This is a genomic window from Vibrio tubiashii (assembly GCF_028551255.1).
In the GTDB taxonomy this organism is placed as follows: domain Bacteria; phylum Pseudomonadota; class Gammaproteobacteria; order Enterobacterales; family Vibrionaceae; genus Vibrio; species Vibrio tubiashii_B.
The window spans coordinates 1348213-1375162 of sequence record NZ_CP117029.1; the positions used below are offsets into that span (position 1 = coordinate 1348213).

Consider the following 26950-nt stretch of genomic DNA (forward strand, 5'->3'; position numbering starts at 1 on the left):
CCTAACAGTGCGTGATGGTAGTGAGAGTCTACGCTTAGCCCATTGCTACAGCAAGATAATCTGTACTGCGCTGTTTCTTGATTGCCATGAGCAGTTGGACCAATAGCAATACACCGGTAACACCTAAACCTATCCCAATTCCACCCCAGATGCCCGCTAGCTCGAAGTGCGGCATTAACAGCCACGCCGCTGGCAGACCAAACACCCAGTAGCCAATTGCCGTCATGATGGTTGGGCCCATAACAATCTTCATTCCGCGTAGTAGGTTTATAGCTAACAGCTGCCATGCGTCAACGATGAATGACAACGCAACAACCCAAAGTACCATCGCTAGCAAGTGCGTGAGTTCACCATCAAGGTTAAACATACCTGCGATAAGCTCTGGCCAAAGCATAAAGCCTCCCGCAAGAATGATACTGAGCACTGTTGTAATACCAAAGCTACGAAGGGCGGTGCGCTTAATGCCATCGTAGTTTTCTGCGCCGAAGTCTTGTCCAACAAGAATGGCGGCAGCCTGAGAGAAACCAAAGTTAATGTTCCACGTAAAGCTCAAACATTGCAGAAGGATCTGATGTAAGGCTAAGGCTGCGATACTGATGGTGCCTGCCATGAGTGTGCCGCCGTATATCAGGCCGTGTTCAAGTAATGCAGCCAAAGCGATCGGTAAGCCCATTGCCAGTAACGGAGTCAGCAAAGATAGGGAGTACTCATCTTTGTTAAGCCAAGGAGCAAAAGAGGCATACTCTGGGCGTTTAAATACCCATGCGGCGTAGCCAATCATGACGATGAATGCAGCAAGTGCTGTCCCTGCGCCTAAGCCAGCGAGCCCTAAGTCCATAGTGAATGCAAGTACGTAGCTGATTGGGACGTTTAACGCGACGGTCAGTAATGACATCACCATAATCGAACGCACATTGCCGAAAGCACTGGTTAGCCCTCGTAGTACGAGAAGGAGTAAAGAAGGCAGCATTGCCCATTTCAATGTATCGACATATTGCATGGCAGGTGCTACGAGTTCACTCGGCTGATTCGCGATCGCAAGTAACTGAGGAACAAACATGAAGCTGATGCTGAGCACTAGGCTTAGAATCACTGACAGCAGTACCGCCCCTTTAACGGCTAGTCGAATCTGTTGGTTGCCAAACTCTGGACGAGCAATTCTCTGCCCGTAGGCGATGGCAATTAAGTTCGCGACGCAGCCCACGGTACTGCTCGCCACGATAAATACGAATGAGTAGATTGAAGCCCCTAAACCTCCTGCTGCAATTGCAGACACACTTAATCGCGACATCATCCAAACATCAGTAAGCACTAATGCCATAGAGATCATTTGCGAGATAATAAGTGGTATAGCGAGAGAGAGAATTTTTTTCATTGGGAGCCTCGTGATCATTATCACATAAAGGTAAGGGTTATCAGACTGGCGTTCAAATGACATTTATGCCACTCTGACATGAGTTCAGATCATGCGAGAGTTATATGAGCCCTTATTCCAGCCTTCCTTATTCGCACAATGGATTAAAAGTGTTTGAGGCAGTGGCGCGCCTGATGAGTTTTACCAAAGCTGCAGATGAGCTAAACGTTACGCAAAGTGCTGTTAGTAGACAGATCAAACAACTTGAAGACGAGTTGAATGCGTCGCTGTTAAATCGCAAACATCGCAGTATCGAATTGACCGCTCAAGGGAAAGACTTGTATGAAGTACTGAGGCAAAATTTCCATAACCTAGAGTCATTAATCGCGCAATGGAAGGCTCCGGCTAAAAAGCGCATTGTGATCAAAAGTGCATTGAGTTATGCCACGCGCGTTTTGATGCCCAATGTCGCGATGCTCAATGAGAGATACCCTGAGCATGAGATAGTGATCATCCCATCTATCGAAGAAGATCCCGTACTCGAATCAGAAGATTGCGATCTCTTAATCATCAACACTCGGCAAAAAGAGAGATATCTGGGTAAACAAGGTGTGACTTTCTTGCGCGCCGAGTACATGGCACCAGTTTATGCCGAATTACTGTCAGATAAGAATATTCAGATTGAAGATGTGCTCAAGCTTCCTCATTTGCATGCCACGCTAGATCATCAGGACTGGAAACTATGGATTGCTAACGCGGATCTTAAAGGGAAAAAGCTCGGTCGTGACACGGTATTTTTTAGTTTAGATCTGGCACTGAGTGCCTGTCTGTCTGGGCAGGGTGTCACCGTAACCGATTTGCTATTGGTATTACCTGAACTCAAACGAAAGTTCCTTAAATGTCCTGAAGCCATTGCTTTACAGCATAGTGATTGGCAATACTATTGCTATCAGAAAAACCATACTCCTATTGCCAATGAGATTTTGGATTGGTTGGTGTCCCAAACCGAATCTGAAGTAGCTGAACTTAAACAATTATGCACAAAGTTCAGTTGGAGTACTGTCAAAGTTGACCTCTAGAAATGTCTAATGAAATTATGCAAAAACTGCATATTTTTCAAATAATTATTCTTAATTAAAATTGTCATTAATGTGACGAGAAGAAGAAAATTCTCATCGAATGGTCAGTACACTCAGTCGAAAACATTCTCATTGAATGACAATAAAAACCCTGCAAATACAACTGACGTGAACTTAGGTTCTATCTCGTTTCATATGCGGAGAATTAAGATGAAAACATGGTCTGTATCCTTTTTAGCAACTGCTGTAGCTGTCGCGTTAAGTGGTAATGCGATAGCTTGTACTGGTCTTATCGTCGGCAAAGGAGCGTCTAGCGATGGCAGTATAATGATAGCGCGTAACGAAGATTTTGGTATCAATAACTGGAACAAATACCTAGAGTATCGACCAGCACAAGACAACCAAGAAGGCGACTGGACACTTGGCAATGGTTTGGTTGTGCCTATGCCGAAGCACTTTTATGCCTACTCAGCGATACCAGACTGGGATGCGAAAACCGTCGACAGTGATGGTAAGTTCTATGAAGAGCGCGGCATCAATGAGCATAACGTCGCCATCTCCGCGACAACCAGTGCAGAAATAAACGACAAAGTCGCTAAGGTTGATCCTCTAGTCGACAATGGTGTAATTGAAGCGATTATTCCTACCTTAATTCTTCCGCAAGCTGAAAACGCCAAACAAGCCGTAGAGCTACTGGGTCAATACATCGAAAACTATGGTGCGGGAGAGGGCAATAGCCTCTACATTGCGGACATCAACGAAGCTTGGTTATTTGAAATTGGTTCTGGTCACCATTGGATAGCGGTAAAAGTGCCGGATGATAGCTATGCGATGATTGCCAATGGTTTGCGCGTACATGGCGTAAATCTCGCGAGCAAAGATGTTTTGCATTCAAAAGGCATGTTTGAGTTTGTGGAGCAACATAAGCTTCTCGACAAAGCAGACAAAAAGTCATTTAACTTTGCCAAAGCCTTCGGTGTGATAGGGGATGAGTACAATATTGACCGCGAATGGTTGGGGCAGAAAATGTTGACTCCATCTAAGTACCAACAAAGTCGACTTGCACAGTATCCGCTGTTTATGAAGCCAGACGAGAAGATATCGGTGAAAGATGTCGCGGAAGTCTTGAGTGCGACTTATGACGGAACTGCTCTAGAAGGCAAAGCGAAGCGACCAATTCGTGTAGAGCGTCAGCTAGAATCGCACGTTATTCAATTACGTCCTAACATGCCAGATGAACTTCAAGGCGTGATTTGGCAAAGCTTTGGCGTGTTGCCAGAGTCAGTGTTAGTGCCGCTGTACTCCACATTGCAACAATATCCTAAGGCTTTCCAAGTTGGTGATGACACCTATAGTGATGATTCTGCTTATTGGCAGTTCCGCAGCTTAACGGCATTGGCTTCTGCTAATCCAGATAAATACTTGCCGATCTTAAAAGCGACGTGGGATGAAGAAGAAACCCAACTCTACAAGCAAGTGAAGCATTTAGATAAAACGCTAACAGGCATGTACAAAGCTGACAAGCAGGCCGCCTTAAATATGGCCGCAGATTACTCTTATGGACAGCTTAAACGCACGTTAAGTATGGCAACGGAGCTTAGATATAAGATGATGACAGACTTAACCAAGAGTACAGAGAAGAAGTACTCCGAAGAAGAGTTTAAGAAAATCATGAGCCTTTAAGCTCTTATAATGCATAAAAACGGAGCGCGATGCTCCGTTTTCTTGAGTTGGACGTTTAGCTTGCTTTGTCGTACTCAGACTCAAGGCCAAAGCTCTGTCTTAAATCGGCAAGGAAAATCGGGTCTTCACACATGGCTTTTTCCGGCTCATCGCTGATTTTCGCGACGGCGGCACCATTACACTCGGTCATTTTAACGACCATCGACAGCGGTTGGTAACGGCTGTTTTCATCCGACCAATCGCCCATGTCATTCGCCAGAAATGTACCAATACCGAAACTGAAATTAGCGCGTTCTGCAAAGTACTCGCTAATTTCCAGTGCGCGTTCAAAGTTCAGTCCGTCGGTAAAGATCAGCACTTTTGATTTAGGATCGATACCCAGTGACTTGTAATGAGCAATCATTTTGTCACCCCAATCAAATGGGCTTCCAGAATCGTGTCGTACGCCAGCATAGACGCTTGCACGTTCATAGGTAAAGTCTTGCAAAAATGCATCAATACCTATGGTGTCTGTTAGTGCAATGCCTAGCTTGCCGCTAAATGCTTGATGCCACTTGTCTAAGGCGACCTGTTGCGACTGAGCAGGCTCCACCAGTTGCTGGTGGGCCATAAACCATTCGTGTGCCACCGTTCCGATTGGCGTTAAATCAAATTGTTTGGCTAAGTGGTAGTTACTTGTACCGCTCATCAGGTCAGCTGCATGTTGGTGAAGGTAGCTGACTAAGTCATGCTGTACTTGGGCGCTAAATCGGCGTCGGCTTCCCATCTCCGAGAATTGGAAATTGGTGATGTTTCTGCGTTTCAATTCAGACTTAAGATAAGTGATTTTTTCTTCCAGCACACTGGAAAATTGCGAATAAGGAACGGCACTCCATCGAGTTCTATTACGCACTTCAGAGATAATACTCATAACGAGTGTTTCGTAGAGAATGGTTTCGTGCCAAAGCCCTGAAATCGAAACACGAAGTTGACCATCACGTGTAGTTACGCTGACTTGTTGCTCAGGTTTGAACTTGAACTCACCCAAGTAAGCGAGAAAGTCTGGATCAAGGTAAGGGGCTTTCGCCTCAAGATAAGCGATTTCTTCTTGGCTGAATGTAACTTTTGCTAGTTTGCTAATCTCGTTTTTAACGTCGCTTTTTAAATCAGATAAATCTTCGTTTGAGCGAACAATAAGTTCATAGCGAACCTGGGTATCTGGATAAAACTTTCGAGCAGCATGCATCATATTGATCTTATAGACATCGAGATCAAGTGCGCTTTGGATGATGTTGTCGTTAAAAAGCTTGGCGGTCATTCAGCCATCCTATGTTTCTTAGGGCTTTATTGTTGCACTGAACTTTAAATAAGCGCCCAAGGTTTGTCAAATTATGTTATTAACTATAGTCGACTTGATTAAAATCTGTCTATTCTACTTTTGTTGAATATCTATATGTTTAGAGAAGTAAGAGGTGAAATGAGTATGGTAAGGTAAGTCACGTATTGTTACTTTCCTGTTGACCTTATACGTTGTGGTGGTAATGTATCTAACAATTAAGGAGTTAGGGGTCGTACGATGATTGTCACCATTGACATGATATGCCTTAGGTTAGGTGATGAAGGGTTAGAGACCTTACTGATCAAAAGAAACAACCCAGACAGACCGGAACATGGCTTATGGTCAATACCTGGTGGGTTTGTCTTTGAGCAGGATTTATCTAATCAGGGAGGGCAGCAAGCTGACCAAGATTTTGATGCTGCTCGAAAGCGTATTTGTCGCCAAAAAATACATACTTACCCCAATTACATCAGCCAACCGATGGTTGATGGTAATCCTAAGCGTGACCCCGAAGGTTGGAGTGTCACCATTGCTCATTATGCGTTGCTCAACCAAGCGAATGTAGAGCAAATTGAAAACTGTGGCTTGTGCCAAGAACAACTGAGATGGTTTCCACTGAATAGTATTCTGGATGATGAGATTGAACTAGCTTTTGACCATGCCGATTTGATTAAGCTCGCGTGGAAAAAGCTACGAGCGGCGGTTGAGTACACCTCAGTCGCGCTGTTTGCTTTAGACAAAGAATTTCTTGTTTCAGACATCATTGCCGCATACGCAAAATTTGGTGTAGAGGTGAATCGCATGACGGTGAAACGCCGATTGATTGATACCGGAGTCATTGTCAGTGCGAATAAAATGGCTTCAACAAACCGTGGTAAAGGTGGTAAGCCAGCCCAAGTGTATAGCCTTGGTGAAAAGTGTGTAACCTATTTCCAAACCTGCCTGCGATGATGACGCAAGGAGAGAGTAATGCAATTTCAGACGATTAAGATTGATAAAACCAAAACGGCCTCGATCGATGTTGACCCGCAGAAAGGCTTTAGCGAGTTATGCCCTGAAGAGCTGCCTGTACAGGGCGCGTTAGAGATCGTTGAAGAACTCAAGCACAATCACAGTAAAGCTTCAGTGCGTTTGGTTTCTCGCGACATGCATCCACCTGGCGCAGCTTGGGAGGCTGAAACGCCTGAAAATATGCTTGAACCTGTTGGCCTTCCTGAGGTGGACATTAAGTGGAATCCTCACTGTGTAGTGGGCACATCGGGTGTGGAATTGCTACCGGGTTTACCTGAAATTCGAGACTATGATTTCCAAATCAACAAGGGTATTGACCCTGACGCCCACCCGTATGGGGCGTTTTATCACGATCAAGCTGATACCCTTTCTACAGGTGGGATCGAATTCTTACGAGCTAATCAGATCGAAACCGTTATTGTTGGAGGGCTCGCTTTAGATTTTTGTGTGAAAAAGTCGGTTGAGCAGCTTGTAGAGGCGGGTTTTAAGGTAATACTCAATCTTGCCTCAACCAGAGCCGTGTTTCCCGACAATGCGGACAATGTTGCCAATGAGTTGGCCGAGAAAGGCGTAATCTTAATAGAAGACGCTAAAGGATTGGAATAAACAACGGAGCGAGTATCGCTCCGTTTTTGATCGCAAACATGCGATAAGTATCAACTGAGTATTTGTATGGCAGGTTTTGTGAGTTTTCGCCATTTGTTACGAGAAAAACTGAGTTAACCTCATTCATGAAATTTACTTCACTATACACATAAAGGTCGGTTGGGCTTATGCAGAACACAGTAATTAAGAATGTTGTTTTCGATGTCGGTAATGTGATTGTACGTTGGGCGCCACTGGAGATTGTGAGGCTGACATTTGGCAATGTAGAGCAACCTGAAGAGCTGGCCAAGAAAGTCTTTATGAGTGATATTTGGCTTGATCTCAATCGAGGTTTTCTCACCGAAATTGAAGCCAAACATCGATACCAGCTTGAGTTAGATTTTACACCTCAAGATTGTGATCGTTTGTTCTACTACGTTAAGCAGTCTCTGATCGAGCTTTACGGGTCTGTCGAATTAATTAAGAAGGTTAAAGCCGCTGGCTATGGTGTTTATGCCTTGACGGACAATGTCGTAGAAATTGTCGATTTCCTAAAAGAAGAATACGATTTTTGGCCGCTATTTGATGCTGCAACCGTATCTGCTGACTTAGGTTTGCTAAAGCCCCAACCTGAGATCTACCACTCTTTGCTCAATAGCAATCAACTCATCGCCGAGCAATGTGTGTTTCTAGACGATATGCCGCATAACGTCGAAGGCGCTAAAAGCGTTGGGATGCACGCGATTCAGTTCTTGTCGGCTGAGCAGGCAGAAGGCGAATTGAAAGCACTAGGTTTAAGGCTCTGGTAGATAAGTACGAGGGGCGAGGCATGGAAAAGCTAGCTAACGACATATGGATTTTTGATGGCAGTACGGTTTCGTTCTTCGGACTTCCTTTTTCAACTCGAATGACAGTCGTTAAGCTCGCTGGTGGCGAGCTTTGGGTTCACAGTCCTATCGAGCTGACCGAGCAAGTCCAGAGCCAATTGGAAAGTTTAGGCACGGTAAAATTTCTAATCGCCCCAAATCATCTGCATCATCTTTTTCTCCCTGATTGGATTAGTGCGTTTCCTGAAGCTCAGGTATTTGGCACTGATGAAGTGATTAAAAAACGCCGAGATATCTACTTTAACGCCTCATTAAACAGAGATTGTATTTGGGAGTGGCAATCAGATATCGAACAGGTACTTTTCACTGGTTCTCCGTTGATGGAAGAATGTGTTTTCTTTCATAAACAATCACACACATTGATCGTTACAGATTTGGTCGAGAACTTTTCCGGTCGAGAGTTTAACTATTGGCAAAGAGTGGTCGCGAAGCGAGTAGGTATACTGGCTCCCAATGGCAAAATGCCAGCCGATTGGCGACTCAGCTTTATGTTTGGCAAAACAGAAGCTCGTAAACACCTTGAATGTTTGTTGAGTTGGAATCCAAGTGTTCTCGTGATGTCTCACGGCGAAATAGTCAGAGAAAATGCACGAGAATTCTTAACTAAATCATTCAAATGGTTAATATAACGGCCCAGAATAAGACAATTCATTAGGTTGAAAATGAAGCAAAACATCGTTCACATCGCCTTAGTCGTCAAAGACTACGACGAGGCCATAGACTTCTATGTTAACAAACTGCAGTTTGAACTGATTGAAGACACTTACCAGCCAGAGCAAGACAAACGTTGGGTTGTTGTCGCTCCACCGAATTCACATGGTGCGACTATACTGCTCGCTAAAGCATCGAAACCTGAGCAGCATGATTTTATTGGTAATCAATCTGGTGGGCGCGTGTTCCTGTTTTTAAGTACCGATGACTTCTGGCGTGATTATGAGCGAATGAAATCGATGGGAATTCACTTTGTTCGAGAACCCAAAGAGCAAGACTATGGCACCGTTGCTGTGTTTGAAGATTTGTACGGCAATCTTTGGGATTTGCTGCAATTGAGTCCAGATCACCCTATGGCAAATAGATAAAGTAATTAGTGTTGACGCGTTGATAAGTAGTCTAAGGAAACGTTTATGAATCATGCACCTATTAAAGAAACGATCGCATTCGAAGACTTTGCTAAAGTTGATATCCGAGTAGGGACGATTGTTGAAGTCAGTGAAGTTGCAAAGTCTGACAAACTGATGAAACTCACCGTCGATTTTGGTGATCATACAAGATCTATTCTGGCTGGCATTAAGCAAGAACGTGAAAACCCGAAAGAAATTGAAGGGAAGCAGGCTTTGTTTGTGGTCAACTTACCTGAGAGGAAAATGGCGGGTGAAGTCTCTCAAGGTATGCTGTTTGACATTGGTTATGAAGATAAACTTCAACCATGTTTGGCTTGCCCTGAAGCCCAAATGCCAAACGGAGCAAGAGCCGGGTAATCGGCATAACATTCTCAACTAAGAGGTAGTACGACTGCCTCTTGACTCTATTTGATTTACCCTACGCAAGTTGCCCACCTATGAATTACCAACCTATTGTGATTGGTTGTTCTTGTTTTATAAATTCTGATAATGTATTTTGTTTCATATGGTTAGGGAAAGGCTAACTCAAATTTTTGTTTGAGTATTATACGACTCCTTGTCTCCCACTACTTATTTTTACGGCTCCTTTTCTAGAGATATTAATTACGGAGAGAATGAGTTAGATGCTTAAAGAATCTGATTTCAAAATTGACACCAAGAACTTCCATTTCAAAAAAGACAGCTATCCACTGGCAAAGATTAACAACGCTAAATTTAAGCGCATGTCGTTATTGGATAATTTAGGTCAAATGACCTTTTGGCTCGCGTTATTTTCAGGATCAGCTTGGCTAGTAGTCAATCAGTTCAGTCCTGCTCCTTCATGGTTAATCGGTATCGCTGTGAGTTTGAGTGTTGTTGGTTTTCTATTTTCCCTAAGCCGCTGTTCGCGTTATGCGCTGCAAGTGGAATTTAAGCATATCGACGAGACGGGTACCCAATGGATCAATGTGGCTAAATCTTATTCTTCAGGTGACGGTCAATTATTAGAGAAACAAGTTGAATGTCTTAAGAAGGTTATCGGGTAAAGCATTGAACAAGAGTTTTATGGGTTTAAAGCAGAGAACCATGAAAAAAGTCCTAGTTATCTCATCTCTTATTGTCACTGCTATTCTTTTCTATCTTAATAGGCCCGATCAAACCTCTCTCGACTTGGATAATTTGGAATTAGTAACCTGTAGTCATGACGAGACGGTTTTATCGACCAAAGTGCACTATTTTGTCGACAGTGCACTAAAAGAGTTTTTCGGAAAGCGTAACGCCGTTAAGCAGATCGAGTTTGCCAACCAAACACTAGAGAACTCTTGTTTGCCACTTGAGCGTCAATTGGCGTCATACCAATATGTCGATTTTGGTTTTTCAGATACGGAGTATTTAGAAGAAGTCTATTTGCAAGGTCGCAATGCGATTGGCAAAGAGCGGTTAGATTCTATTGAAAATGACCCGCTAAACTACTTCGTTTTTGTTCTTGATTACCGTCATCCTATATTTGAAGAAAACATAAATGGCATGACGCGCTGGGAGTTTAACCCTGGTTTCATCTTGTTAGCGGATGATGCGCCTCCTTATGTCCTTGAACATGAATTCGGGCATTTGATGCACGCAAATCATAGTGAAACCCTGTTCTTTTCATTGTTACAAGGACAACTTGAACGTAGCCTCAAGCCAGCAAATAAACACCTCGTCAAACCTTATGCAAGGGCTTATAAGTGTGCAAACGCTGGAACAATCATGAGTTACGAAAAATTACGCTTACCCATCTATTCAGATCCGGAGATCTCTTACCGAGGTGAGTCTTGCGGTAATGAACTTCATGCGAACAACAACCGAAAGGTTCGTGAATTTATTGCCTCTTTGCGTCAAGCCATAGAGAATGGAGAAAAGACCTAAGTTGACTGGTTCAACAAGGAATAAAGCATATGGATGAAAACAGCGATATTTGGCGTCAATACTACGAAAAAGCATTAGCTAAACCTCATCTTAAGCGAACGGAGTTTGTTGTTAAGCTCAACAAGTCGTCTACTAAAGTTGCGATTGATTGCGGGTGTGGTACAGGGAGCGATATTGATTATTTGCTCGGGCAAGGCTACCAAGTGCATGGTTTTGATGTTAATCCCGATGCGATAGCCATTTGTCGAGATAGGTTTGGACAAAGTGCTCTGGCTGATATCTCGCAGTTTTCATTTGAAGATTATGATTACCCTCAATGCGGTCTTGTGATTGCCAACAATAGTTTGTTCTTCGCTGATCCAAGTCGCTTCTTAAGGACATGGGAAAAGATTGAGTCTTCGCTAGTGGAAGGTGGCGTGTTTGCTGGTGACTTTATGGGGACAAAAGACTCTTGGGCAAATAACTACCGTAGCCCGACGACCTCTCTCACTGAGTCAGAAGTTAAAGCCCTGTTTACAAATTTTGAAATTATCCGATTTGTTGAACGCGATGAAAAAGCTGAAACAGCACTGGGAAGACAAAAACATTGGCATACGTTTTCCGTCGTGGCGGTGAAGCACTCATAAAAGTGTAACCTAGTTGATAAAATATCCGAGGATTGAGGGATGAATTTTACTCACAAGAAAGTGACCACAAGCGATAAAGATTTCGCCTCTTTGGTACAGGAGCTGAACTCATCATTGCGCCAAATTACGGATGATTCAGGAGAAAGTTCTTTTTCACCTGATGAATTCAATTCTCAGTTAGACGGATGCATGGTGGTTTATTTAGACGATCAACCAGTTGCTTGCGGTGTATTTAGGTACTTTAGCGATGGCGTATGTGAACTAAAGCGGATGTATTCTAAGCAGCCTAAAGCTGGCACTTTTATTCTCAATCTATTGGAAGAGTTTGCCATCAGCTTAGGCTACCAAGAAGCGATATTATCGACTCGTCGAGTCAACCTGAATGCTGTTCGGTTTTATCAGCGAAACGGTTATAAAGAATGCGCCCCCTACGGAAAGTATATTGGCGTCTCAAGATCAATCTGCTTAAGTAAACCTCTCTCCAAGCAAATCAACTTAGAGATTATTGGGGGGCAAGCAACGCAGATAATGCTCACCAGACCAGAGAGTTTACAAAGTCAATAATGTAAGAGAAAACTATGATTCGTAAAGCGGTAGTATCTGACCATTCAGACTTGGTTAGGTTGTTTATTCTCGAAAACCAGCACAATGCACAGTTAGTGCCTAATGTTGTGCGCGAAACTGAAGATGTTTTAACGCTTGAGGAGCTTAAGCAGATACTCGCAGACAAAAATCAATATCTCGTTGTAAAAGAGATTGATGGTGTTGCAGTTGGTGCGCTGTTAGGTTCCATCACTAAAACCCCCGAGCGTCGTTGGAGTCAGGCTAGACTATATGCTTATCTAGAAGAGTTAATAGTGTGCCCTGCCTCAAGAGGAAAGGGCATTGCGAGGGAGTTGGTCGATAGCTTTATTCATTGGGCACAATCTCATAGTGCGTCTTCGGTCGATTTGCATGTTTGGTCGAATAATGACAGCGCGCTGGGTTTCTATCGCAGCTATGGGTTCTCTGAAAAGCAGTACTTGATGACGTACGCTAAAGAAAATAGTGAGTAAAAGCTATAGGCCTGAAATTTATTGCCATTGACACTGAATAATTTATATACAAATATATTGATATGAAAATGATTCTAACGCGCCAAGATTCTCGAATTATCATCATTCCATAGGAATGGTGGTGTTTTCACGCGTTTATTTTCGTTTAACCCACCCGAAAGAGGTGGGTTTTGTTTTTCTGCCTCTCGGGTTTTACCAATTTGGTCGATGGAGGAAATATGAAGAAAATCGCTGTTTTTGGAAAGCCAGGAAGTGGTAAGTCATCACTGAGTAAGCAACTAGCTCTGATTAAAAACTTACCATTGCACCAACTCGACTCTATCGCCTTTAGAAAAGATGGCTCGGCTGAGACAAGGGAAGTGTTTGATAAAAAGCATCGAGATATTCTCAGTGCAGACAGCTGGATCATTGACGGCTTGGGCCCGTTGAATTCTTTTAGCCAACGTCTTGAGTCTGCCGATACATTAATCTATATCGACTTACCATATTACGTCAGTTACTGGTTGGTGACTAAACGTATGCTTAAGGGGCTAGCGGTAAAACCAGAAGGTTGGCCTGAAGGGAGCTCCATCGTTAAAGGCAGCATGCAGAGCTATAAATTCTTACGGCTAAGTCCCAAGTTTTGGAATGCGGACTTTGAACAGCGCTTACAGGGTTTTGAAGAGAATAAGTCAGTGCACATCATTCGTTCTTTGTCAGAGATGAACTCTTTCATTTCCCAACTTAAATCGGAGCCTATAGAGGCGAGTTAGGTAGGTGATTGTTCCACTAAAGTTCACCGTATCACTCGCAACAGAGAGGGAGAGACACTATCATATGTTCTAATTTCACTAACTAAGAACAATGACTATGTCTTTTCCTCCTTGTCCGAACTGCCAATCTGAATACGTTTATCAAGATCAAATCAACCTAGTATGCCCAGAGTGTGCTCATGAGTGGAACCCCAACGAGCCTGATGAAAGCGTGTTTACCGCGAAAGATGCCAACGGCACAGCCCTTGAAGAGGGTGACAAAGTGACTTTAGCGAAAGATCTAAAAGTCAAAGGCAGCTCTTTGGTGCTTAAAATTGGCACAAAAGCTGTAGTTAGACGTATCGTTGAAGGCAAAGACCACGAGCTCGATTGTAAAGTTGATGGAGCGGGAGAAATGATGGTGACCGCCAAGTTTGTTAAGAAAGCATAGGAACTAGCTGTTACATAAACAACCGAATCACTGAGGCAGTCATGGAAGCTAAGAGCCAACAGTATCTCGATCAATTTCTTGCGACGTTATCCCCTAGCGTCGCCAAGCAATACACTTCATTTAGTGCTGATTATTTCTGCGCTGATGAAAACAATGCCAACCTATGTGCGGATTTGATCTTGCGTGGCGAGAAAACCGCTTCGTGTAGCATGGAGTATTGGTACAGCCATGAAGATGAGCTAATGCCACAAGTTGGCCACCTACAAGTGGTGACCAATTGGCAGGGTGAGCCCGTTTGCATTATTGAAGTCACTTCCGTTTCAACCTGCCCATACAATCAAGTGACGGCTGAGTTTGCTGCATCTGAAGGGGAAGGTGATAAATCACTCCGCTGGTGGCGTGAGGCTCATTGGAAGTTTTTCTCTTTAGAGTGCGAAGAGCTAAACATCGCACCGAGTGAAGAGATGCTATTGGTTCTTGAGCGTTTTAAAGTGGTTTATCACGAAAGTGTTGAGCAATAAATCCCTTAAATTTTATGAAAATTTCAATAAGTGTAAGGTAAATTACTAATAATTGATTTCCATTGGGTTCATATTCAATGAGACGGTGAACGGGTGAAGTTCAACCAACAGGAAATCAACTTATGACCACTAAACGGGATAGCGGGCTAACGGAACTGCAGATTGAGCGCTTTCACCGAGACGGATTTATAGGCCCACTCCCCAAATTTTGCGAAGAAGCACTAATAGATGAAGTGCATTTATCGTGCATAGAAGCAGTTAATAATCCCCACCCTCACCCGATATACGGTCGATACTCCGTTCGAGACTGGCATCTAGTCTTCTCAAGGATGGAAGAGTTCCTTACACACCCTGTGTTAGTCGATGTGTTGCGATCATTGATTGGTAACGATCTCGTATTATGGCGTTCTAAGATCTTCTATAAGAAGACCAATGAAAGAGGTACTGGATGGCATCAGGAATGGGGTGATTTTGATGGAGAAGAAATTGGCAATTGTAAACCGAGTCTAAGACCACAAAACAGGGAAAATAACTGGTGGAATATTACAGTTTGGGTCGCTTTGACGGACGTAGAATTGGAGTGTGCACCTCTAAGGTTTATTAGAGGTTCACATAAGAAGAAATACCCCAAGAAAATGGTCCCAATGCCTCAATCCGAGTTTTGGCATGATCCATTTATTGGCTGTAAGTCTGTAGCCGATATAGTGGATAGAGCACGAAATTTGACGTTAGTGCTCGATGTCGATACTTCAAAAATTTTTGAAGGCGTAGATGTTTCTCGATATACCTTGGAAGAAGCGAAAGAGCATGTTCGATGTCATTTAGAAAAATTCCCCGCTAAGAAGACGCTGGGTATTGATGAAAGTAAAGAAGACATTGTGACTTTGCCAATGAAGCGAGGTGAGTTTGTTGTTTTCACTGAGCGCACAATGCATGGATCACTGTCCAACCTGTCGAATAAAGATCGTTTAGCGGTAAATTTCAGAGTGACAACGACTGATACAGATATCTACCCAAGCCGACATCTAGGTGACTTTATAGATGGCTCAAACTTAGATATCACAAAGCATGAGAACCTCCTTTTAAGCGGAGAAGATCTTTCTCTTGGCCGCAATACGTATCGCTTAGGTAAAAGGAGGTAACGACGTGTGTATTCAGACTCAATGTCACGAACAGCGTATACTTGTCGAAGCTGAACGATTTATAGAAAACTCAACTACCTCCGAGTTGCGTAATTACTTGATAGATCTAGTGAACAAACATGAAAAGGTAAGAGTTGAGCTAGGTATTAATCTTGTCGCCGCAGAGGCCCCAATGAGTAGTTTTGCTCGAAACTTACTCAGCTGTGATTTGGGGTCACGTGCTTCTGGAGGTGCGATAGGGCGTAGAAGTAGAGTGTTCACTGGGCTTGATGCTGCTGATGAAATCGAAGCATTAAGTATCTCGCTTCTAAAGGGGTTGTTCGATTGTAAATACGCTGATCATCGACCGCTTGGAGGTTTGCACGCCAATATGATCGTATATGCATCGTTAAAGCGTTATCTCTATACCTCCGATTTGATGACCTTAGACTTGGTGCATGGCGGAAACAGCTCGAACCACATTTTGGGGCCACCAGGGGTACTAGGCTATTCAATTAGTTTTATTCCTGTTGATGAGCGTAGTTTGAAGATTGATCTTGACAGATTCGAGGATGTAGCAAAAAGAAAAAAACCATCCTTAGTGAGTTTAGGGGCAGGTGTTAACCTTTTCCCATTTCCAGTGACAGAGATTAAAGAGATCGTATCTCGCTGGTCTGGAAAGATTTTATTTGATGGTGCTCATCAGGCGGGGTTAATTGCCGCTGGGATGTATCCAAACCCATTAACACAGGGAGCCGATGTATTCACCGCCTCAACTGGGAAAACCTTCAGCGGTCCTCAAGGTGGTCTCATATGTTGGAACTCTGGCGAGCTTTCCGATGCTTTAAGTACGACAATTTTTCCGACCCTAACTGGTTCTCATCAACTTAATCGAGTGGCAGCGCTAGTCGCTTCCTCTATCGAAATGAAAACGCATGGAAAAGAGTATATGGCACAAGGAATCAGTAATGCTAAGCGCTTTGCTTCCGCATTGTATGATGAAGGCCTTGATGTGCTCTATGCAGACTATGACTTTACAGAAACACATCAAGTGTTGGTTCATTGGAAGTATCCCGAAGGCGCAAAAGCTGCGTGCTTTAAACTCGCAAGTGTTGGCATCTTTGCCAATGCAGTCCCTTTACCGGGAGATAACAGTCTGCTGTCTGGAATACGGTTTGGCATGACCGAAGTAACACGATTAGGAATTAGGCCCGACGAAATAATCGAAGTTGCAAAGATAACATCAGGTGTTTTACATGGACGCTATTCTTCAAAGCGCGCCCGATCACGAATAGCAGGTTTAGCTACGGTACTGTCAAATATCAACTATTGCTTGGAGGAAATCTGATGGCTTCAGGCATAGAGCTTTCAACTTTTATGTTAGCGACTCTTCTTTACGCATTTATGCCCGGTCCAGCAATGCTTTACAGCATCGCACAGACAATTTCAGGTGGGCGTCGAGTTGGTTTAATGGCTGCATTTGGCCTCCACATAGGGGGGTACTTTCATGTGGTTATGGCAGTATTAGGTTTGTCAGCCATCCTGACTGCGCGCCCAGAGCTCTATTCTATAGTACAAAAACTAGGGGCGTTGTACTTAGTTTGGCTGGGATTTCGGCGTATTTTTCTAACGAAGCATGTGTGTGGGGCAATGCTTTTAGATGGTTCAGCTAATCAAGCGACGAGGACGTTTATAGATAGTGTCATCGTTGATGTTCTCAATCCCAAAGCAGCGATTTTCTATCTTGCGTTTCTACCGCAATTCGTCAATGAACAGGGCAGTGTCGCCGTATGGTTACAAATGCTCATTCTAGGTGTTATTACCAATATCACCTTTAGTAGTGCAGATTTCATCAGTGTCTTGTTATCAGACAGCCTCAAGATTAAGTTTAACTCGAATAAGGTATGGGTTGAGTCTCTCGCTCGTTGGGCTGGCTCTATTTTCATTATCTTAGGTGTAATGGCATTTTTGAACACTAGTAGTTGAACTACTGACAGTAGGTGTCAGTAGAAGGTGGATAGTATGTATCAAAATGTATATCACACGGAGTCTATAGATAAATGAAGCCTGATAACAACTTTGCTGTTTGCCTATGTGGGAAAGTAGAGATGAAGATAAAGTGGAAGAATTCGAAATACACGGTATGCCATTGCAACTCCTGCCAGAAGTGGAGTGGAGGCCCTCTCTTAATGGCTTCCTGTGGTGACGAGATCGTTTTTGAAGGGCGAGAATTTATTAAAGAGTATCGTTCTTCTCCTTGGGCAACTCGGGCTTTCTGTACTGAATGTGGCACGCATCTATTTAGCCGTTTTATAGAGAATAACAGCTACAACATTCCGGTAGGGCTGTTACCTAGTAACGAGAATATGGCAATGGACGTTCAATACTTTATTGACCAAAAACCAAAACACTATAGCTTTGCAAATCAAACGAAAACGATGACCAATGCCCAAGTGATGGAGTATTTTAGTTAACGAGATTAAACATGGAATTACAAACTATCAAAGAAATTGAGTTAGCAGGCTTTTCAGTCAGAACCACCAATGCAAAAGAACAACTCGCAGCAACTGCAAAAATCGGTCAGCTATGGGAAGTTTTTTATAATAAAGCGCTACCCAAGTTGAACCCAGATTCGCGTATTTACGGTGTGTACACCAACTACGAATCTGATTGTAATGGAGCGTACGATGTTGTTGCGTGCTCTGACGCGTTAAAAAGTGAAACTGAAGGTGGTTTCGTAAAAACTCAGATTAAGGAAGGCTCTTATTTAGTGTTTGCTGCTGAGGGAGATTTTCCTAAAGTTGTTATCAACTTATGGGAAGTAATTTGGAATTACTTTGAAGCCGATGATTGTTCCTATAAGCGTGCTTATACGACGGACTTTGAGTTTTACAAAGGTGCTAAAGAGGTAGAGATTTACATCGCTGTCGAGCATTAGACATAGATCCTCTCTTCGTGCGCTTTCTACTGGTCGAAGCTAGTCAAACGATGTTAAGTTATCGTTACTAAAGACAAAAGTAGAGAAGAGCATGATTCGGCACATACTACTGATTAAGTTTAAACAAGACGCTGAGTTATCAGAGATTGCAAAACTTAGAGCCCTTTTTGAGCAAATGCCTAGCAAAGTGGAAGGAGTGGCAGAGGTTGAGTGGGGGCTTAACGATAGCCCTGAAGGCAAAAACCAAGGATTCACGCATTCAGTCTTGATGACGTTTGTGGATGAGGCCGGACGACAAAACTATTTACCTCATCCAGAACATGATGCGCTGAAAGACGTGTTCCGCCCTCTGTTAGATGACATCATCGTATTCGACTATCAAGTGTAGAGCTTAGTGATTGAAAAAGGAGTTTTCTTGGATGCAGTTAGTATTTAATCCGGCTTCGGACGCTCGATATGCTGAGTCTCTGACCCTTGAAAACATGTCAGCGTATTATCAAAGCAGAGGAATAGAGTGGGATCATCGACGCTTTCTCGAAAGCTGGCAAGAGCTAGATAACTTTGAAATCTGTGTGGATGATGAGCGAGTTGGATTGGTTCGCTTTAGTTATGACCAAGGTGAAACAACGTATCTACGAGATTTCCAGTTAGAGCCGCAGTTTCAAGGCCAGGGTTATGGCTCAAAATCTATAAGCTTGATAAAACAGCATGCAAGGGAGCGAGCCAGCTCAATTATCATCTTGAGGGTGTTTATTGAAAACCCTGCAGTACAACTCTACCAAGCACATGGCTTTTCTAAGTCTTCTGAAAACAATGGACTGATGGAAATGGTATGTAGGTTATAGTGCTGTCATTAGCCTAGTTCTTTTCGCGTCATCCTCATACTTGGGGAGTTGGAGAATACAGTGACTTACGAAGATTTTAATCAGTTCTGTGGAGAGTTCGCCGCGACAAGCCACGTTATTCAATGGGGTAACTCTCACGTATGGAAAGTTGGTGGAAAAGTCTTTGCCATCGGTGGCTGGAGCGACGGTGGAGAAGCCGCATTCACTTTCAAAACATCGGATTTGAACTTCCAGTTTCTGAGTGATTGTGAAGGGTATAGGCCTGCGCCATATTTTGCTTCACGTGGCATGAAATGGATTCAACAAACTCAAACATCAGGCGAGTTAGATGAAGACTTGAAATACTACTTGTCTGAGTCATATCGTTTGGTGGCCTTGGGGTTAAGTAAGCGAAAACGGAAAGAGTTAGGAGTCGTAGTTAAGTAAGGGCAAGTACAACTGTTAAATGTTGGCCCTAAGATAACGTATTTATGTAATAATCGAGTTGTTAGATATAAAACCAACTTGAGGTGATTTGTGGACGAAAAATCAAAGCAGCAACTTGGCGAGCTTCTCGTTGACCAGAGAAAACTACTAGATGTGTTGTCTCATAACACTAGCGCTTTGGATGACTACCCAGAACTACAAATGCATTTACTAGAGAAAAACCAAAAGTCAGTTGACTACCGACGTGCATTACGTGAGAAAAAGTTTACAAGAGAAGAGTTTAAAGAAGAGATATTTGCCAGACTTGATTGGATTGTTTATGACATTGCCAATGAGCTGGATGTTGATTTCTTGGTGACTAAGGTCGCATCTGTGGTCGGTGATGATATGTCTTTAATCAAAAGCCTATCTGTTAAGGAAATTGGAGAGAACCATATCTCAAAGCTACTTTATATGGTTGGTAATGGACTTCATACATCAACTGATCATAAGCCATATCCATTCCTACAGAAACGGGGGCAAGCAAGTGATAAGTTCTGGTTAAATGCCGATAAAGCCTATGCGCTATATCAACAAGGATACAGAAGTCACTACAAATTAAACGCGGTGTTTAAAGATACCTATGACATCAGTGTTCCACAGAGTTTTATCAAGTTTATTAAGAGTTATGGTGACCCTGTAGAAATCCCTGAATGGAGAGAGTATGCAAAGTGAGTCAACCTTAACAATACAGATTGATTTCTAAGTTTTTCTAATTTCGTTTTAATTCACGCAAAATCAAAAGTTACCTAATGTTTAGGCATCAAAGCTTACTAGGTTAGTGACAAGCTTTTAAACTGAATTCAACGAACGAGAAAAACCTTATGAAAAAAACAATCATTGCTTTAACCGTAGGTCTTGGAATCGCTTTTGGGGCATCTGCTGTCGAGTACAAAGAGCCAAACCCTCAGTTTGATCAAAATCTAGAGCGCTATGGTGTTAGTGTTGAAAATTGGGAAGTAAGAGACTATCAACGTTTCACAATGGCTGACTCGTACTTAAATCACTACCATGCAGTTGTGAAGCATGGTGAGCCGATGCCACTGAAGGTGATCAATAGTCTAGATATCTCCAAGATCATGGTTGATGACGTCATTCCAAATAAGAAAATCAGCATGTACAACCTAGTGCGTGATCGTGCTGAGATTCAAAGCTATGTCATCATGAACAAAAAAGGCGAGATTGTTGCAGAGGATTATTGGTCAAATACTGATAAAGAGACTAAGCATCACTTGATGTCTGCTCACAAATCTTTCTCTTCAATGCTGTTTGGTATTGCGGTAGAAAAAGGTTTAATGAAAGCGAAAGACCCAGTGGGTAAATATGTTCCTGAACTAAAAGGGACAGATTGGGAGAGCATCCCAGTACAAGCATTTGCAGACATGACATCGGGTATTAACCATATGTACTTTACACGTGAAGGGTACCATAACTGGGGTATGCCAGATGCGTCGTCATGTTGGGATTCTGCTATGTCTACTGCGACTGGCTATAATGGTTTAGTGGTAAGAGATGGAAAATTGGTTCCACCTTCAGATGCCTTAGGTGAAATCACTTCATTTGGTGAGTATCTAAGTGCGTTCGCGCATAAAGCCAAACCTGAGTTCGAAACTGGTAAAGTTTACCAATATCGTGGTTTGAACACGGAAATCATGGCGAGAGCTGTGGAAGGAGCAACGGGCAAAAACCTTTCTGAGTTGATGGAAGAGTTTTTGTGGAAAAAAGGCGGCTTTACATCGGACATGACTCTTTACGTTAACCAAAATAAAGAGTCTCTGGCTGCGGGTTCAATGAACTCAACCAACCGAGATTTTGCTATCGGTTCATATTTGATGGCCAACGATGGTAAAAACTGGAAAGGTGAACAAGTTCTGCCAAAACGTTATGTTGACGAAGTTAAAAACGGTGACGATGAAGTGAAAGAAGCTTGGGATAAGCTGTCGTACGAGCACCTACTGGTACCAGATGCGTTTTATAAGAACCAGTGGCGTACAATGACGCATCCAGTGACAGGCAGAACGATCTCTCTAATGATTGGTGTTAATGGTCAGTTCTCCGCGTTTGACCACGAAACAGGTATGTCTATTGCGACATTTGGTGCTTACCGCGAACACACCGGTCAACGCTTTGTCCAAGTATACATCTACGACGTATTGTTCCCGCTGTTCGATGAGCTAGCAAAACAGTAACTTAAGTAAGAAATGAGTCGCTTATTTCTAATCATTTCTAACTAAGGCAATGTTCGCGTGAAATCACGCAACTAATATAAAAGGGAGCAACCATGAGGTTGCTCCCTTTGTTGTTTATAGATGTTGGCTCTTCGCATGATCATCGAAGCACTTAGCATTTAGTGTTTCCCCCTATTGCTTGTTCCACTAAATCATCTGTTGATAACAAGCTTCCTTAGTAAGCACATCCGTTGCTATGACAGATACGTCTCCTTACCATTAATCATCGAGCGTGATGTGTATAATCACTCATTCTTTTAAGACCATTGATATGGCTTTGGTCGGCGTTAAAAATGGATTATTGATGCAGTTACAAAAAATCGACAAGCAGTTATACCGTTCACGTTTAAACATCGTCATTGTCGCCTGTATAGCGGCTTTGTCTGTATTTAGTTTGGCAATCTCTCAAACGCTGATTTACCTATTCCCAGCAGAGCAAGGGTCTCATTTTCACTGGAACTTACTTGGTGTTATTGTTAGTGCAATTGGGGTAGTGGTGACGTTAATAAAGTTAAAAACGCACCCTAAAATGCGTGAAGTGGCGTATGTTTGGGATCTTAAACAGGCATTAAACCTGATCCACCGTAAGAATCGTGCACTGCAAACAGCGGCACAAGGTGGAAATGTTGATGCGATGCTGGCACTTCAATTTAGCTACGAGGGATCTCGTCAGCTTTGGCAACTCGATGACAACACCATCACCATGAACAGTTTAAATGCCGCTCAAGCCAAACTCGATCAATGGGTTCAAGAGCATGGTGTTACGTTAGATATTTCTGATTATCATTCCGGACTTTTGAAGTCGTTTTGAAAAATGAATGAGTAATTCTAGAATGGTTTGATTGCCTGAAAGAGTGCGTCAGTCAGGCAGTCAAACCGCTGGCTTAGTTTTTACACATTAGCCTAAGTAACGAGTTTTTAAATGATCTTGGAAGAACTTGGCATTGAGTGTTTCACCAGTCGCTTGCTTCACCAGTTCATCCGTGGTTAACAAGCTTCCTTTACTCCAGATCTTATCTTCTAGCCAAGCGAAAATAGGTGATAGATCGCCGCTTCGAATCGCACCGTCAACATCGACTGTATGCTTCATTGCTGCCATAAATTGAGCGGCATACATGGCACCAAGTGTGTATGATGGGAAGTAACCAAACGCACCATCTGTCCAGTGGATGTCTTGCATACAACCATTCTTATAGTTGCCTTCAGTTGAAAGCCCTAAGTACTGTTGCATTTTTTGATTCCATAACTCTGGAACATCAGTGTGTTTGATCTTGCCATTGATCAGATCACGCTCGATTTCATAGCGCAAAATGACATGAGCAGGGTAGGTGAGCTCGTCAGCATCGACGCGGATAAAGTCTTTCTTAACTCGTGTGTAGAGTTTTTGGAAGTTTGATAGCGAGAACAACTCCGCGCTGTGACCATCAAAATGCTGGCCAGCTAGACGAGCAAGGTGTTCGATAAATGCGTCACTTCGGCCGACTTGCATCTCAAAGAATAGAGACTGAGATTCGTGGATACCCATTGAACGCGCTTCACCAGATGGTAGGCCAGATAGCGACTTTGGCAATCCTTGCTCGTAACGTGCATGCCCAGTTTCATGAACAATGCCCATTAAGGATTGAACAAACTCGCTTTCATCGTAACGGGTGGTAATACGCACATCTGTTGGGACGCCGCCACAAAATGGGTGAACACTTTCGTCTAAGCGTCCATGGCTGAAGTCAAATTGAAGTAGCTTCATCACTTCAAGACCTAGCGCTTTCTGTTTACTTGTCTCGAAAGTGCCTTCTGCTTGTACGAAATGCTCAGATGCTTGCTTATCGATTACTTGGTTGATCAGCTCAGGCAACCAGGTTTTTACGTCGCTGAACAGACGGTCAAGAGATTCGGAGTTAGTCCCCGGCTCATAGATATCGAGCATGGCGTCGTAAGGAGAAAGCCCATTTACCTCAGCGCGAATTTGCGCTTCTTCTTGTGAGAGTTTTACCACCTCTGCCCAGTTTTTTTCAAAACCCTGCCAGTCATTGTCTCCGCGTTGGGTACGCCATGCGTGCTCACATTTAGAGCCAGCTAAAGATTTGGCCTGAACTAATGACTCTGGTAACACGTTCGCCTGTTGCCATTGACGCTTTAACTCGCGCAATGTGGCTTTATCTTGAGTGTTTAGCTGTTCAGATTCGGCTTCGGCAAACCAGTCTTCTAGTTGTGGCTGAGTATGTAAGCCGTGAATGTGCACCGACAGTTCTGCCATTGCTTCCGAGCGAGCTTGATTTCCGCCTGATGGCATAACCGCTGCTTGGTCCCAACCACAGATAGCAGCAAGGTGATTGAAGTGAGAAATCTTTTTAGAATGTTGTTTGAGTTTTTCGAATGCGCTCATGGGTCGCCTTCCGTGACTGTTGACTTGTAAAGGCAAAAGCTTATCAATCAATGATTATGAGACCAAGTGAATTTAATCAAGAGTTGAACCTTGGTTGTACCTTCCTATACCATGGGTGAAATTGTAAATGAGCTAAGGTCAACAGACCCTATACAGCTAGGACGCACCATGATTATCAATATCGAAGCCTTTTTAATCTCTATTACCATTCTTACACTGACTCCGGGATTAGATACTGCGTTGGTGATTCGTAACTCCTCGCGCGGTGGTTTTAGTGATGGCTTTTTAACAAGCTTAGGGATATGCCTTGGTCTGTTCGTCCACGCCACCTTTTCAGCCGTGGGTATCTCTGCGATTTTGGCGCAATCTGCTGAACTGTTTAACGCAGTGAAGATGGTTGGTGCAGCCTACTTAATATGGCTAGGAGTGATGACCTTGAAAGGCCTCTTAAATGGAGCGAGTTCAGGTTTAAATACAAACGCCGTGGTGGGCTCAACGCCTCTTGATGTAAAGCGATCATTACGTGAAGGCTTTCTCTCTAACGTGCTAAACCCTAAAACAGCGGTTTTCTACCTCGCGTTTTTGCCTCAGTTCATCAACCCTGAAGGTTCAGCATTCTTACAATCTTGCTTAATGGCAGCGATTCATTTTGTTATTGCTATGGTTTGGCAGTGTGGTTTAGCTGGCGTGCTTTCGAAAGCGAAAAACTTGCTTGAAAGCCCACGATTTACCCGCTGGATGGAAGGTTCGACAGGGGCGGTTTTAGTCTTTCTTGGCATCAAGCTTTTGGTTGAAAAGCCTCAGGTATAGTCTGTGCTTAGCTCGATATTGGCAAACCAGTGTAAAAGATGATCACAGAGTGCGTGCGGTTTGGCTAACGGCAAGTCGTGCGCATCACAATCAAAGCGTTTTATTTCTACCTTCCAACCCTTCGCGATAGCTTCTCCACATCGACTATCTACTAGTTTGTCTCGCTCACTGACAATGATTTGTGTTGGAATTGCTGGTGGAGTACTTTGCCCTTTAAATCTTGCCGCAGCATACAATTGGCGAATCGCATTGCGTGCCGTGACAGGGTGATTTCGTGCAAGATTAAGGTGATGTTCGATCACTTCAGGGCGATGTAGGCTGATTGGGCTCGTCCATTCGATGATGGACTGTTGGAATGCATCACTGCCTTTTAAACTTGATGCGCCAATACTGAGTAGTGCCTGAAGATTTATTCGTTGCCAAAAAGGACTGTAGCGAGAAAAACTCGGATTAATCAGGGTTAAGCTTGCTACCTGACCCGGTAATAAATGTGCCCAATGACTGGCGAGCATGGAGCCCATTGAAATCGCGACTAAGTGATAGCGTTCGCAGTCCTTAGGAAGTTGTGCAATCACGGGAGTAAGCATTTTCTCGATACTGCTTGGACTAGTCTGGTAGTAAAGCTCACCGTTGCCGGGGACATTAGGTGTGATGACCGTGCTCTCGGGAGAGGCTTGTTGAATAGCATTGACCGTGTCCTGCCAATGACCGCTTTCTCTTAATAATCCTCTGACTAAGACTATCGGTACCATAATTTGTTGGCCTTTTCCCTATACTTTTCTTCATCGCTTATCGACATATCTGCGAGTAAATTGTTGTCGAGCACCTGAATTAAATAGCTTAGCAGAGTACTGTGTCGCCGTTGTACCCGTTTGATTCTATGGGGTTTAGTTGGGTGAAACATTTGGCTAAATCGCAGCATCTGTATTGGGTTCTTTTTCACCCATAGCCATGAACCAAGTTCAAGAGTGAGCGGTAAAAAGTCGTGCTCTGATTTCGTTTGGTGTTGTATAAGCATCCAATCCCAAAAGTCGCCATGAGTTGTGTACTGGTGCCATTGCGGTTCAAACTGGTAAAGCTCATAGTGAGGGTAGCTTTTGCGAAACTGCCTATACAGCAAGTAGTATTGGGACAAATTACTTGGTGGTTGTTTACTGTGGGCATACGGAAACCAAAGTCTATCACGCGTGCCAAAGCCACTATGAAGATCGAGTAGAATCGAAGAGCTGGAATCCTTGGTGTGGCTGAGAATGTAATCTGACAATAATTGGAGTTCCCGCTCCATATCATTAGGGTTACCGCGATACCACGGCAGTGCAGAGCTAAAATCTTGCCCTGCATAGAGCTGATGAATAGGGTTTGAACTTTTGATTGGCGCGTTTCTCATCAAATCGACACCATTATGGTTGGCTCGCTTTTTAAGAGCGACGCCCCACGGATTAACGACTGGAATCGCGACGATTCGAACTCGTTCCAACGTCTCTTTTAACTGCCTGTCCCACTCTAGTCTGCGTAGTAAGCACTTTACAAACGCTAGAATGATCTGGCTACCAATTCGCTCGACACCATGAATTGCGCCTGTAAAGAAAAGGCAGGGAGACTGTTGAATGTTTGCTCCAATTTCCAAAGCGTATAATGGCAGAGACTTCCCTTGATGCGGGATCTTATCAAGGAGGTTTAAACGTACGTGCTTAGGATACTGCTCCGAAAGTTGTTCAATGTGTTGAATGTCGCGGGGTATATGTCCAATCATTTTGAAGCTCAAACAGGGTTTGAGACAAGTTTAGAACTGTAGGAGGTCGATTGGGTGAAGTATTTGTTTCAGTTAGATAAAACAAAAAATGCGAAGCG

General features: G+C 43.4%; 33 protein-coding genes. 28 read left to right on the forward strand and 5 right to left on the reverse strand.

Annotated elements, in window-relative coordinates; genetic code table 11:
* Positions 1-34 precede the first annotated feature (34 nt).
* A complete protein-coding gene (locus LYZ37_RS06110) occupies positions 35-1375 on the reverse strand; it encodes an MATE family efflux transporter (RefSeq protein WP_272786906.1) in 1341 nt (446 codons plus the stop codon).
* A 104-nt stretch (positions 1376-1479) separates the two neighbouring features.
* On the opposite strand from LYZ37_RS06110, the gene LYZ37_RS06115 reads away from it, so the two are divergent.
* Together LYZ37_RS06115 and LYZ37_RS06120 are read left to right on the forward strand one after the other, a co-directional pair.
* A complete protein-coding gene (locus tag LYZ37_RS06115; protein ID WP_272786907.1) occupies positions 1480-2433 on the forward strand; it encodes a LysR family transcriptional regulator in 954 nt (317 codons plus the stop codon).
* A gap of 210 nt (positions 2434-2643) precedes the next feature.
* Positions 2644-4116, forward strand: a complete 1473-nt coding sequence (locus LYZ37_RS06120) for a C69 family dipeptidase (protein WP_272786908.1) — start codon at positions 2644-2646, stop codon at positions 4114-4116.
* A 55-nt stretch (positions 4117-4171) separates the two neighbouring features.
* On the opposite strand, the gene pncB is transcribed toward LYZ37_RS06120, so the two are convergent.
* Complete coding sequence (gene pncB / locus LYZ37_RS06125; RefSeq protein ID WP_272786909.1) at positions 4172-5413, reverse strand: nicotinate phosphoribosyltransferase; 1242 nt, start codon at positions 5411-5413, stop codon at positions 4172-4174.
* A gap of 258 nt (positions 5414-5671) precedes the next feature.
* Between pncB and LYZ37_RS06130 the strand changes: the two genes are divergently transcribed.
* The 25 genes from LYZ37_RS06130 to LYZ37_RS06250 all read left to right on the forward strand — a co-directional run bounded on the left by LYZ37_RS06130 (position 5672) and on the right by LYZ37_RS06250 (position 22717).
* Complete coding sequence (locus tag LYZ37_RS06130) at positions 5672-6385, forward strand: NUDIX hydrolase (RefSeq protein ID WP_272786910.1); 714 nt, start codon at positions 5672-5674, stop codon at positions 6383-6385.
* An 18-nt stretch (positions 6386-6403) separates the two neighbouring features.
* Positions 6404-7051, forward strand: a complete 648-nt coding sequence (locus tag LYZ37_RS06135) for an isochorismatase family protein (RefSeq protein WP_272786911.1) — start codon at positions 6404-6406, stop codon at positions 7049-7051.
* A 167-nt stretch (positions 7052-7218) separates the two neighbouring features.
* On the forward strand, positions 7219-7839 hold the full coding sequence (locus LYZ37_RS06140; protein WP_272786912.1) for an HAD family hydrolase: 621 nt from the start codon (positions 7219-7221) through the stop codon (positions 7837-7839).
* 20 nt (positions 7840-7859) lie between these two features.
* Positions 7860-8546, forward strand: a complete 687-nt coding sequence (locus LYZ37_RS06145; RefSeq protein ID WP_272786913.1) for a DUF4336 domain-containing protein — start codon at positions 7860-7862, stop codon at positions 8544-8546.
* A 33-nt stretch (positions 8547-8579) separates the two neighbouring features.
* Positions 8580-8996, forward strand: a complete 417-nt coding sequence (locus tag LYZ37_RS06150; RefSeq protein WP_272786914.1) for a VOC family protein — start codon at positions 8580-8582, stop codon at positions 8994-8996.
* 45 nt (positions 8997-9041) lie between these two features.
* Positions 9042-9395 (forward strand): tRNA-binding protein, encoded by a 354-nt coding sequence (locus LYZ37_RS06155; protein WP_171324193.1) that lies wholly within the window; start codon positions 9042-9044, stop codon positions 9393-9395.
* A gap of 266 nt (positions 9396-9661) precedes the next feature.
* Complete coding sequence (locus LYZ37_RS06160; RefSeq protein WP_272786915.1) at positions 9662-10063, forward strand: hypothetical protein; 402 nt, start codon at positions 9662-9664, stop codon at positions 10061-10063.
* 40 nt (positions 10064-10103) lie between these two features.
* Positions 10104-10925 carry a hypothetical protein gene (locus LYZ37_RS06165; protein ID WP_272786916.1) on the forward strand — a complete coding sequence of 274 codons (822 nt, stop codon included), beginning with the start codon at positions 10104-10106 and terminating at the stop codon, positions 10923-10925.
* 29 nt (positions 10926-10954) lie between these two features.
* Entirely contained in the window at positions 10955-11551 is a 597-nt protein-coding gene (locus LYZ37_RS06170; protein WP_272786917.1) for a class I SAM-dependent DNA methyltransferase, read from the forward strand.
* Positions 11552-11590: 39 nt separating this feature from the next.
* On the forward strand, positions 11591-12115 hold the full coding sequence (locus LYZ37_RS06175; RefSeq protein WP_272786918.1) for a GNAT family N-acetyltransferase: 525 nt from the start codon (positions 11591-11593) through the stop codon (positions 12113-12115).
* 14 nt (positions 12116-12129) lie between these two features.
* Positions 12130-12606 (forward strand): GNAT family N-acetyltransferase, encoded by a 477-nt coding sequence (locus LYZ37_RS06180; protein ID WP_272786919.1) that lies wholly within the window; start codon positions 12130-12132, stop codon positions 12604-12606.
* Between the two features lie 218 nt (positions 12607-12824).
* Complete coding sequence (locus LYZ37_RS06185; protein WP_272786920.1) at positions 12825-13358, forward strand: adenylate kinase; 534 nt, start codon at positions 12825-12827, stop codon at positions 13356-13358.
* Positions 13359-13455: 97 nt separating this feature from the next.
* Positions 13456-13788 (forward strand): zinc ribbon domain-containing protein YjdM, encoded by a 333-nt coding sequence (locus LYZ37_RS06190; RefSeq protein ID WP_239826001.1) that lies wholly within the window; start codon positions 13456-13458, stop codon positions 13786-13788.
* A 41-nt stretch (positions 13789-13829) separates the two neighbouring features.
* Entirely contained in the window at positions 13830-14309 is a 480-nt protein-coding gene (locus LYZ37_RS06195; RefSeq protein ID WP_272786921.1) for an ASCH domain-containing protein, read from the forward strand.
* A gap of 122 nt (positions 14310-14431) precedes the next feature.
* The gene (locus LYZ37_RS06200) at positions 14432-15451 is read left to right on the forward strand and encodes a phytanoyl-CoA dioxygenase family protein (protein ID WP_272786922.1); all 1020 of its coding nucleotides are present in this window, start codon (positions 14432-14434) and stop codon (positions 15449-15451) included.
* Between the two features lie 4 nt (positions 15452-15455).
* Positions 15456-16778, forward strand: a complete 1323-nt coding sequence (locus LYZ37_RS06205; protein ID WP_272786923.1) for a serine hydroxymethyltransferase — start codon at positions 15456-15458, stop codon at positions 16776-16778.
* A complete protein-coding gene (locus LYZ37_RS06210; protein ID WP_272786924.1) occupies positions 16778-17416 on the forward strand; it encodes a LysE family translocator in 639 nt (212 codons plus the stop codon). The genes LYZ37_RS06205 and LYZ37_RS06210 overlap by 1 nt, the downstream gene beginning before the upstream one ends.
* Positions 17417-17538: 122 nt before the next feature.
* Positions 17539-17904, forward strand: a complete 366-nt coding sequence (locus tag LYZ37_RS06215; protein WP_443089667.1) for a GFA family protein — start codon at positions 17539-17541, stop codon at positions 17902-17904.
* An 11-nt stretch (positions 17905-17915) separates the two neighbouring features.
* Complete coding sequence (locus LYZ37_RS06220; protein ID WP_272786926.1) at positions 17916-18368, forward strand: GyrI-like domain-containing protein; 453 nt, start codon at positions 17916-17918, stop codon at positions 18366-18368.
* A 91-nt stretch (positions 18369-18459) separates the two neighbouring features.
* Complete coding sequence (locus LYZ37_RS06225) at positions 18460-18756, forward strand: Dabb family protein (protein WP_272786927.1); 297 nt, start codon at positions 18460-18462, stop codon at positions 18754-18756.
* A 31-nt stretch (positions 18757-18787) separates the two neighbouring features.
* Positions 18788-19213 carry a GNAT family N-acetyltransferase gene (locus LYZ37_RS06230; RefSeq protein WP_272786928.1) on the forward strand — a complete coding sequence of 142 codons (426 nt, stop codon included), beginning with the start codon at positions 18788-18790 and terminating at the stop codon, positions 19211-19213.
* Positions 19214-19273: 60 nt separating this feature from the next.
* Complete coding sequence (locus LYZ37_RS06235) at positions 19274-19639, forward strand: MmcQ/YjbR family DNA-binding protein (protein WP_272786929.1); 366 nt, start codon at positions 19274-19276, stop codon at positions 19637-19639.
* A 90-nt stretch (positions 19640-19729) separates the two neighbouring features.
* Positions 19730-20353 (forward strand): hypothetical protein, encoded by a 624-nt coding sequence (locus LYZ37_RS06240; protein ID WP_272786930.1) that lies wholly within the window; start codon positions 19730-19732, stop codon positions 20351-20353.
* 149 nt (positions 20354-20502) lie between these two features.
* Entirely contained in the window at positions 20503-21867 is a 1365-nt protein-coding gene (locus tag LYZ37_RS06245) for a serine hydrolase domain-containing protein (protein WP_272786931.1), read from the forward strand.
* A 343-nt stretch (positions 21868-22210) separates the two neighbouring features.
* Positions 22211-22717, forward strand: a complete 507-nt coding sequence (locus LYZ37_RS06250) for a DUF3087 domain-containing protein (protein ID WP_272786932.1) — start codon at positions 22211-22213, stop codon at positions 22715-22717.
* Positions 22718-22804: 87 nt separating this feature from the next.
* Here the strand turns inward: LYZ37_RS06250 and LYZ37_RS06255 are convergent, their stop codons facing one another.
* Positions 22805-24289 carry a carboxypeptidase M32 gene (locus LYZ37_RS06255; RefSeq protein WP_272786933.1) on the reverse strand — a complete coding sequence of 495 codons (1485 nt, stop codon included), beginning with the start codon at positions 24287-24289 and terminating at the stop codon, positions 22805-22807.
* Between the two features lie 168 nt (positions 24290-24457).
* On the opposite strand from LYZ37_RS06255, the gene LYZ37_RS06260 reads away from it, so the two are divergent.
* Positions 24458-25099, forward strand: a complete 642-nt coding sequence (locus tag LYZ37_RS06260) for a LysE family translocator (protein WP_272786934.1) — start codon at positions 24458-24460, stop codon at positions 25097-25099.
* Here LYZ37_RS06260 and LYZ37_RS06265 read toward each other — a convergent pair.
* Together LYZ37_RS06265 and LYZ37_RS06270 are read right to left on the reverse strand one after the other, a co-directional pair.
* Entirely contained in the window at positions 25090-25851 is a 762-nt protein-coding gene (locus LYZ37_RS06265) for an alpha/beta fold hydrolase (RefSeq protein ID WP_272786935.1), read from the reverse strand. The genes LYZ37_RS06260 and LYZ37_RS06265 overlap by 10 nt on opposite strands.
* Positions 25839-26852: a DUF2817 domain-containing protein gene (locus LYZ37_RS06270; protein ID WP_272786936.1), complete on the reverse strand. Its 1014-nt coding sequence runs from the start codon at positions 26850-26852 to the stop codon at positions 25839-25841. Before LYZ37_RS06270 ends, LYZ37_RS06265 begins: the two co-directional genes overlap by 13 nt.
* Between the last annotated feature and the right edge of the window lie 98 nt (positions 26853-26950).

Coding starts and splice junctions, on each gene's coding strand:
- LYZ37_RS06265 (WP_272786935.1), bottom strand. CDS start 25,851: ATGGTACCGATAGTCTTAGTCAGAGGATTATTAAGAGAAAGCGGTCAT.
- LYZ37_RS06190 (WP_239826001.1), top strand. CDS start 13,456: ATGTCTTTTCCTCCTTGTCCGAACTGCCAATCTGAATACGTTTATCAA.
- LYZ37_RS06195 (WP_272786921.1), top strand. CDS start 13,830: ATGGAAGCTAAGAGCCAACAGTATCTCGATCAATTTCTTGCGACGTTA.
- LYZ37_RS06230 (WP_272786928.1), top strand. CDS start 18,788: ATGCAGTTAGTATTTAATCCGGCTTCGGACGCTCGATATGCTGAGTCT.
- LYZ37_RS06115 (WP_272786907.1), top strand. CDS start 1,480: ATGAGCCCTTATTCCAGCCTTCCTTATTCGCACAATGGATTAAAAGTG.
- LYZ37_RS06260 (WP_272786934.1), top strand. CDS start 24,458: ATGATTATCAATATCGAAGCCTTTTTAATCTCTATTACCATTCTTACA.
- LYZ37_RS06215 (WP_443089667.1), top strand. CDS start 17,539: ATGAAGATAAAGTGGAAGAATTCGAAATACACGGTATGCCATTGCAAC.
- LYZ37_RS06155 (WP_171324193.1), top strand. CDS start 9,042: ATGAATCATGCACCTATTAAAGAAACGATCGCATTCGAAGACTTTGCT.
- LYZ37_RS06145 (WP_272786913.1), top strand. CDS start 7,860: ATGGAAAAGCTAGCTAACGACATATGGATTTTTGATGGCAGTACGGTT.
- LYZ37_RS06135 (WP_272786911.1), top strand. CDS start 6,404: ATGCAATTTCAGACGATTAAGATTGATAAAACCAAAACGGCCTCGATC.
- LYZ37_RS06175 (WP_272786918.1), top strand. CDS start 11,591: ATGAATTTTACTCACAAGAAAGTGACCACAAGCGATAAAGATTTCGCC.
- LYZ37_RS06255 (WP_272786933.1), bottom strand. CDS start 24,289: ATGAGCGCATTCGAAAAACTCAAACAACATTCTAAAAAGATTTCTCAC.
- LYZ37_RS06220 (WP_272786926.1), top strand. CDS start 17,916: ATGGAATTACAAACTATCAAAGAAATTGAGTTAGCAGGCTTTTCAGTC.
- LYZ37_RS06210 (WP_272786924.1), top strand. CDS start 16,778: ATGGCTTCAGGCATAGAGCTTTCAACTTTTATGTTAGCGACTCTTCTT.
- LYZ37_RS06185 (WP_272786920.1), top strand. CDS start 12,825: ATGAAGAAAATCGCTGTTTTTGGAAAGCCAGGAAGTGGTAAGTCATCA.
- LYZ37_RS06270 (WP_272786936.1), bottom strand. CDS start 26,852: ATGATTGGACATATACCCCGCGACATTCAACACATTGAACAACTTTCG.
- LYZ37_RS06150 (WP_272786914.1), top strand. CDS start 8,580: ATGAAGCAAAACATCGTTCACATCGCCTTAGTCGTCAAAGACTACGAC.
- LYZ37_RS06250 (WP_272786932.1), top strand. CDS start 22,211: ATGCAGTTACAAAAAATCGACAAGCAGTTATACCGTTCACGTTTAAAC.
- LYZ37_RS06180 (WP_272786919.1), top strand. CDS start 12,130: ATGATTCGTAAAGCGGTAGTATCTGACCATTCAGACTTGGTTAGGTTG.
- LYZ37_RS06225 (WP_272786927.1), top strand. CDS start 18,460: ATGATTCGGCACATACTACTGATTAAGTTTAAACAAGACGCTGAGTTA.
- pncB (WP_272786909.1), bottom strand. CDS start 5,413: ATGACCGCCAAGCTTTTTAACGACAACATCATCCAAAGCGCACTTGAT.
- LYZ37_RS06245 (WP_272786931.1), top strand. CDS start 20,503: ATGAAAAAAACAATCATTGCTTTAACCGTAGGTCTTGGAATCGCTTTT.
- LYZ37_RS06140 (WP_272786912.1), top strand. CDS start 7,219: ATGCAGAACACAGTAATTAAGAATGTTGTTTTCGATGTCGGTAATGTG.
- LYZ37_RS06130 (WP_272786910.1), top strand. CDS start 5,672: ATGATTGTCACCATTGACATGATATGCCTTAGGTTAGGTGATGAAGGG.
- LYZ37_RS06110 (WP_272786906.1), bottom strand. CDS start 1,375: ATGAAAAAAATTCTCTCTCTCGCTATACCACTTATTATCTCGCAAATG.
- LYZ37_RS06160 (WP_272786915.1), top strand. CDS start 9,662: ATGCTTAAAGAATCTGATTTCAAAATTGACACCAAGAACTTCCATTTC.
- LYZ37_RS06120 (WP_272786908.1), top strand. CDS start 2,644: ATGAAAACATGGTCTGTATCCTTTTTAGCAACTGCTGTAGCTGTCGCG.
- LYZ37_RS06200 (WP_272786922.1), top strand. CDS start 14,432: ATGACCACTAAACGGGATAGCGGGCTAACGGAACTGCAGATTGAGCGC.
- LYZ37_RS06170 (WP_272786917.1), top strand. CDS start 10,955: ATGGATGAAAACAGCGATATTTGGCGTCAATACTACGAAAAAGCATTA.
- LYZ37_RS06165 (WP_272786916.1), top strand. CDS start 10,104: ATGAAAAAAGTCCTAGTTATCTCATCTCTTATTGTCACTGCTATTCTT.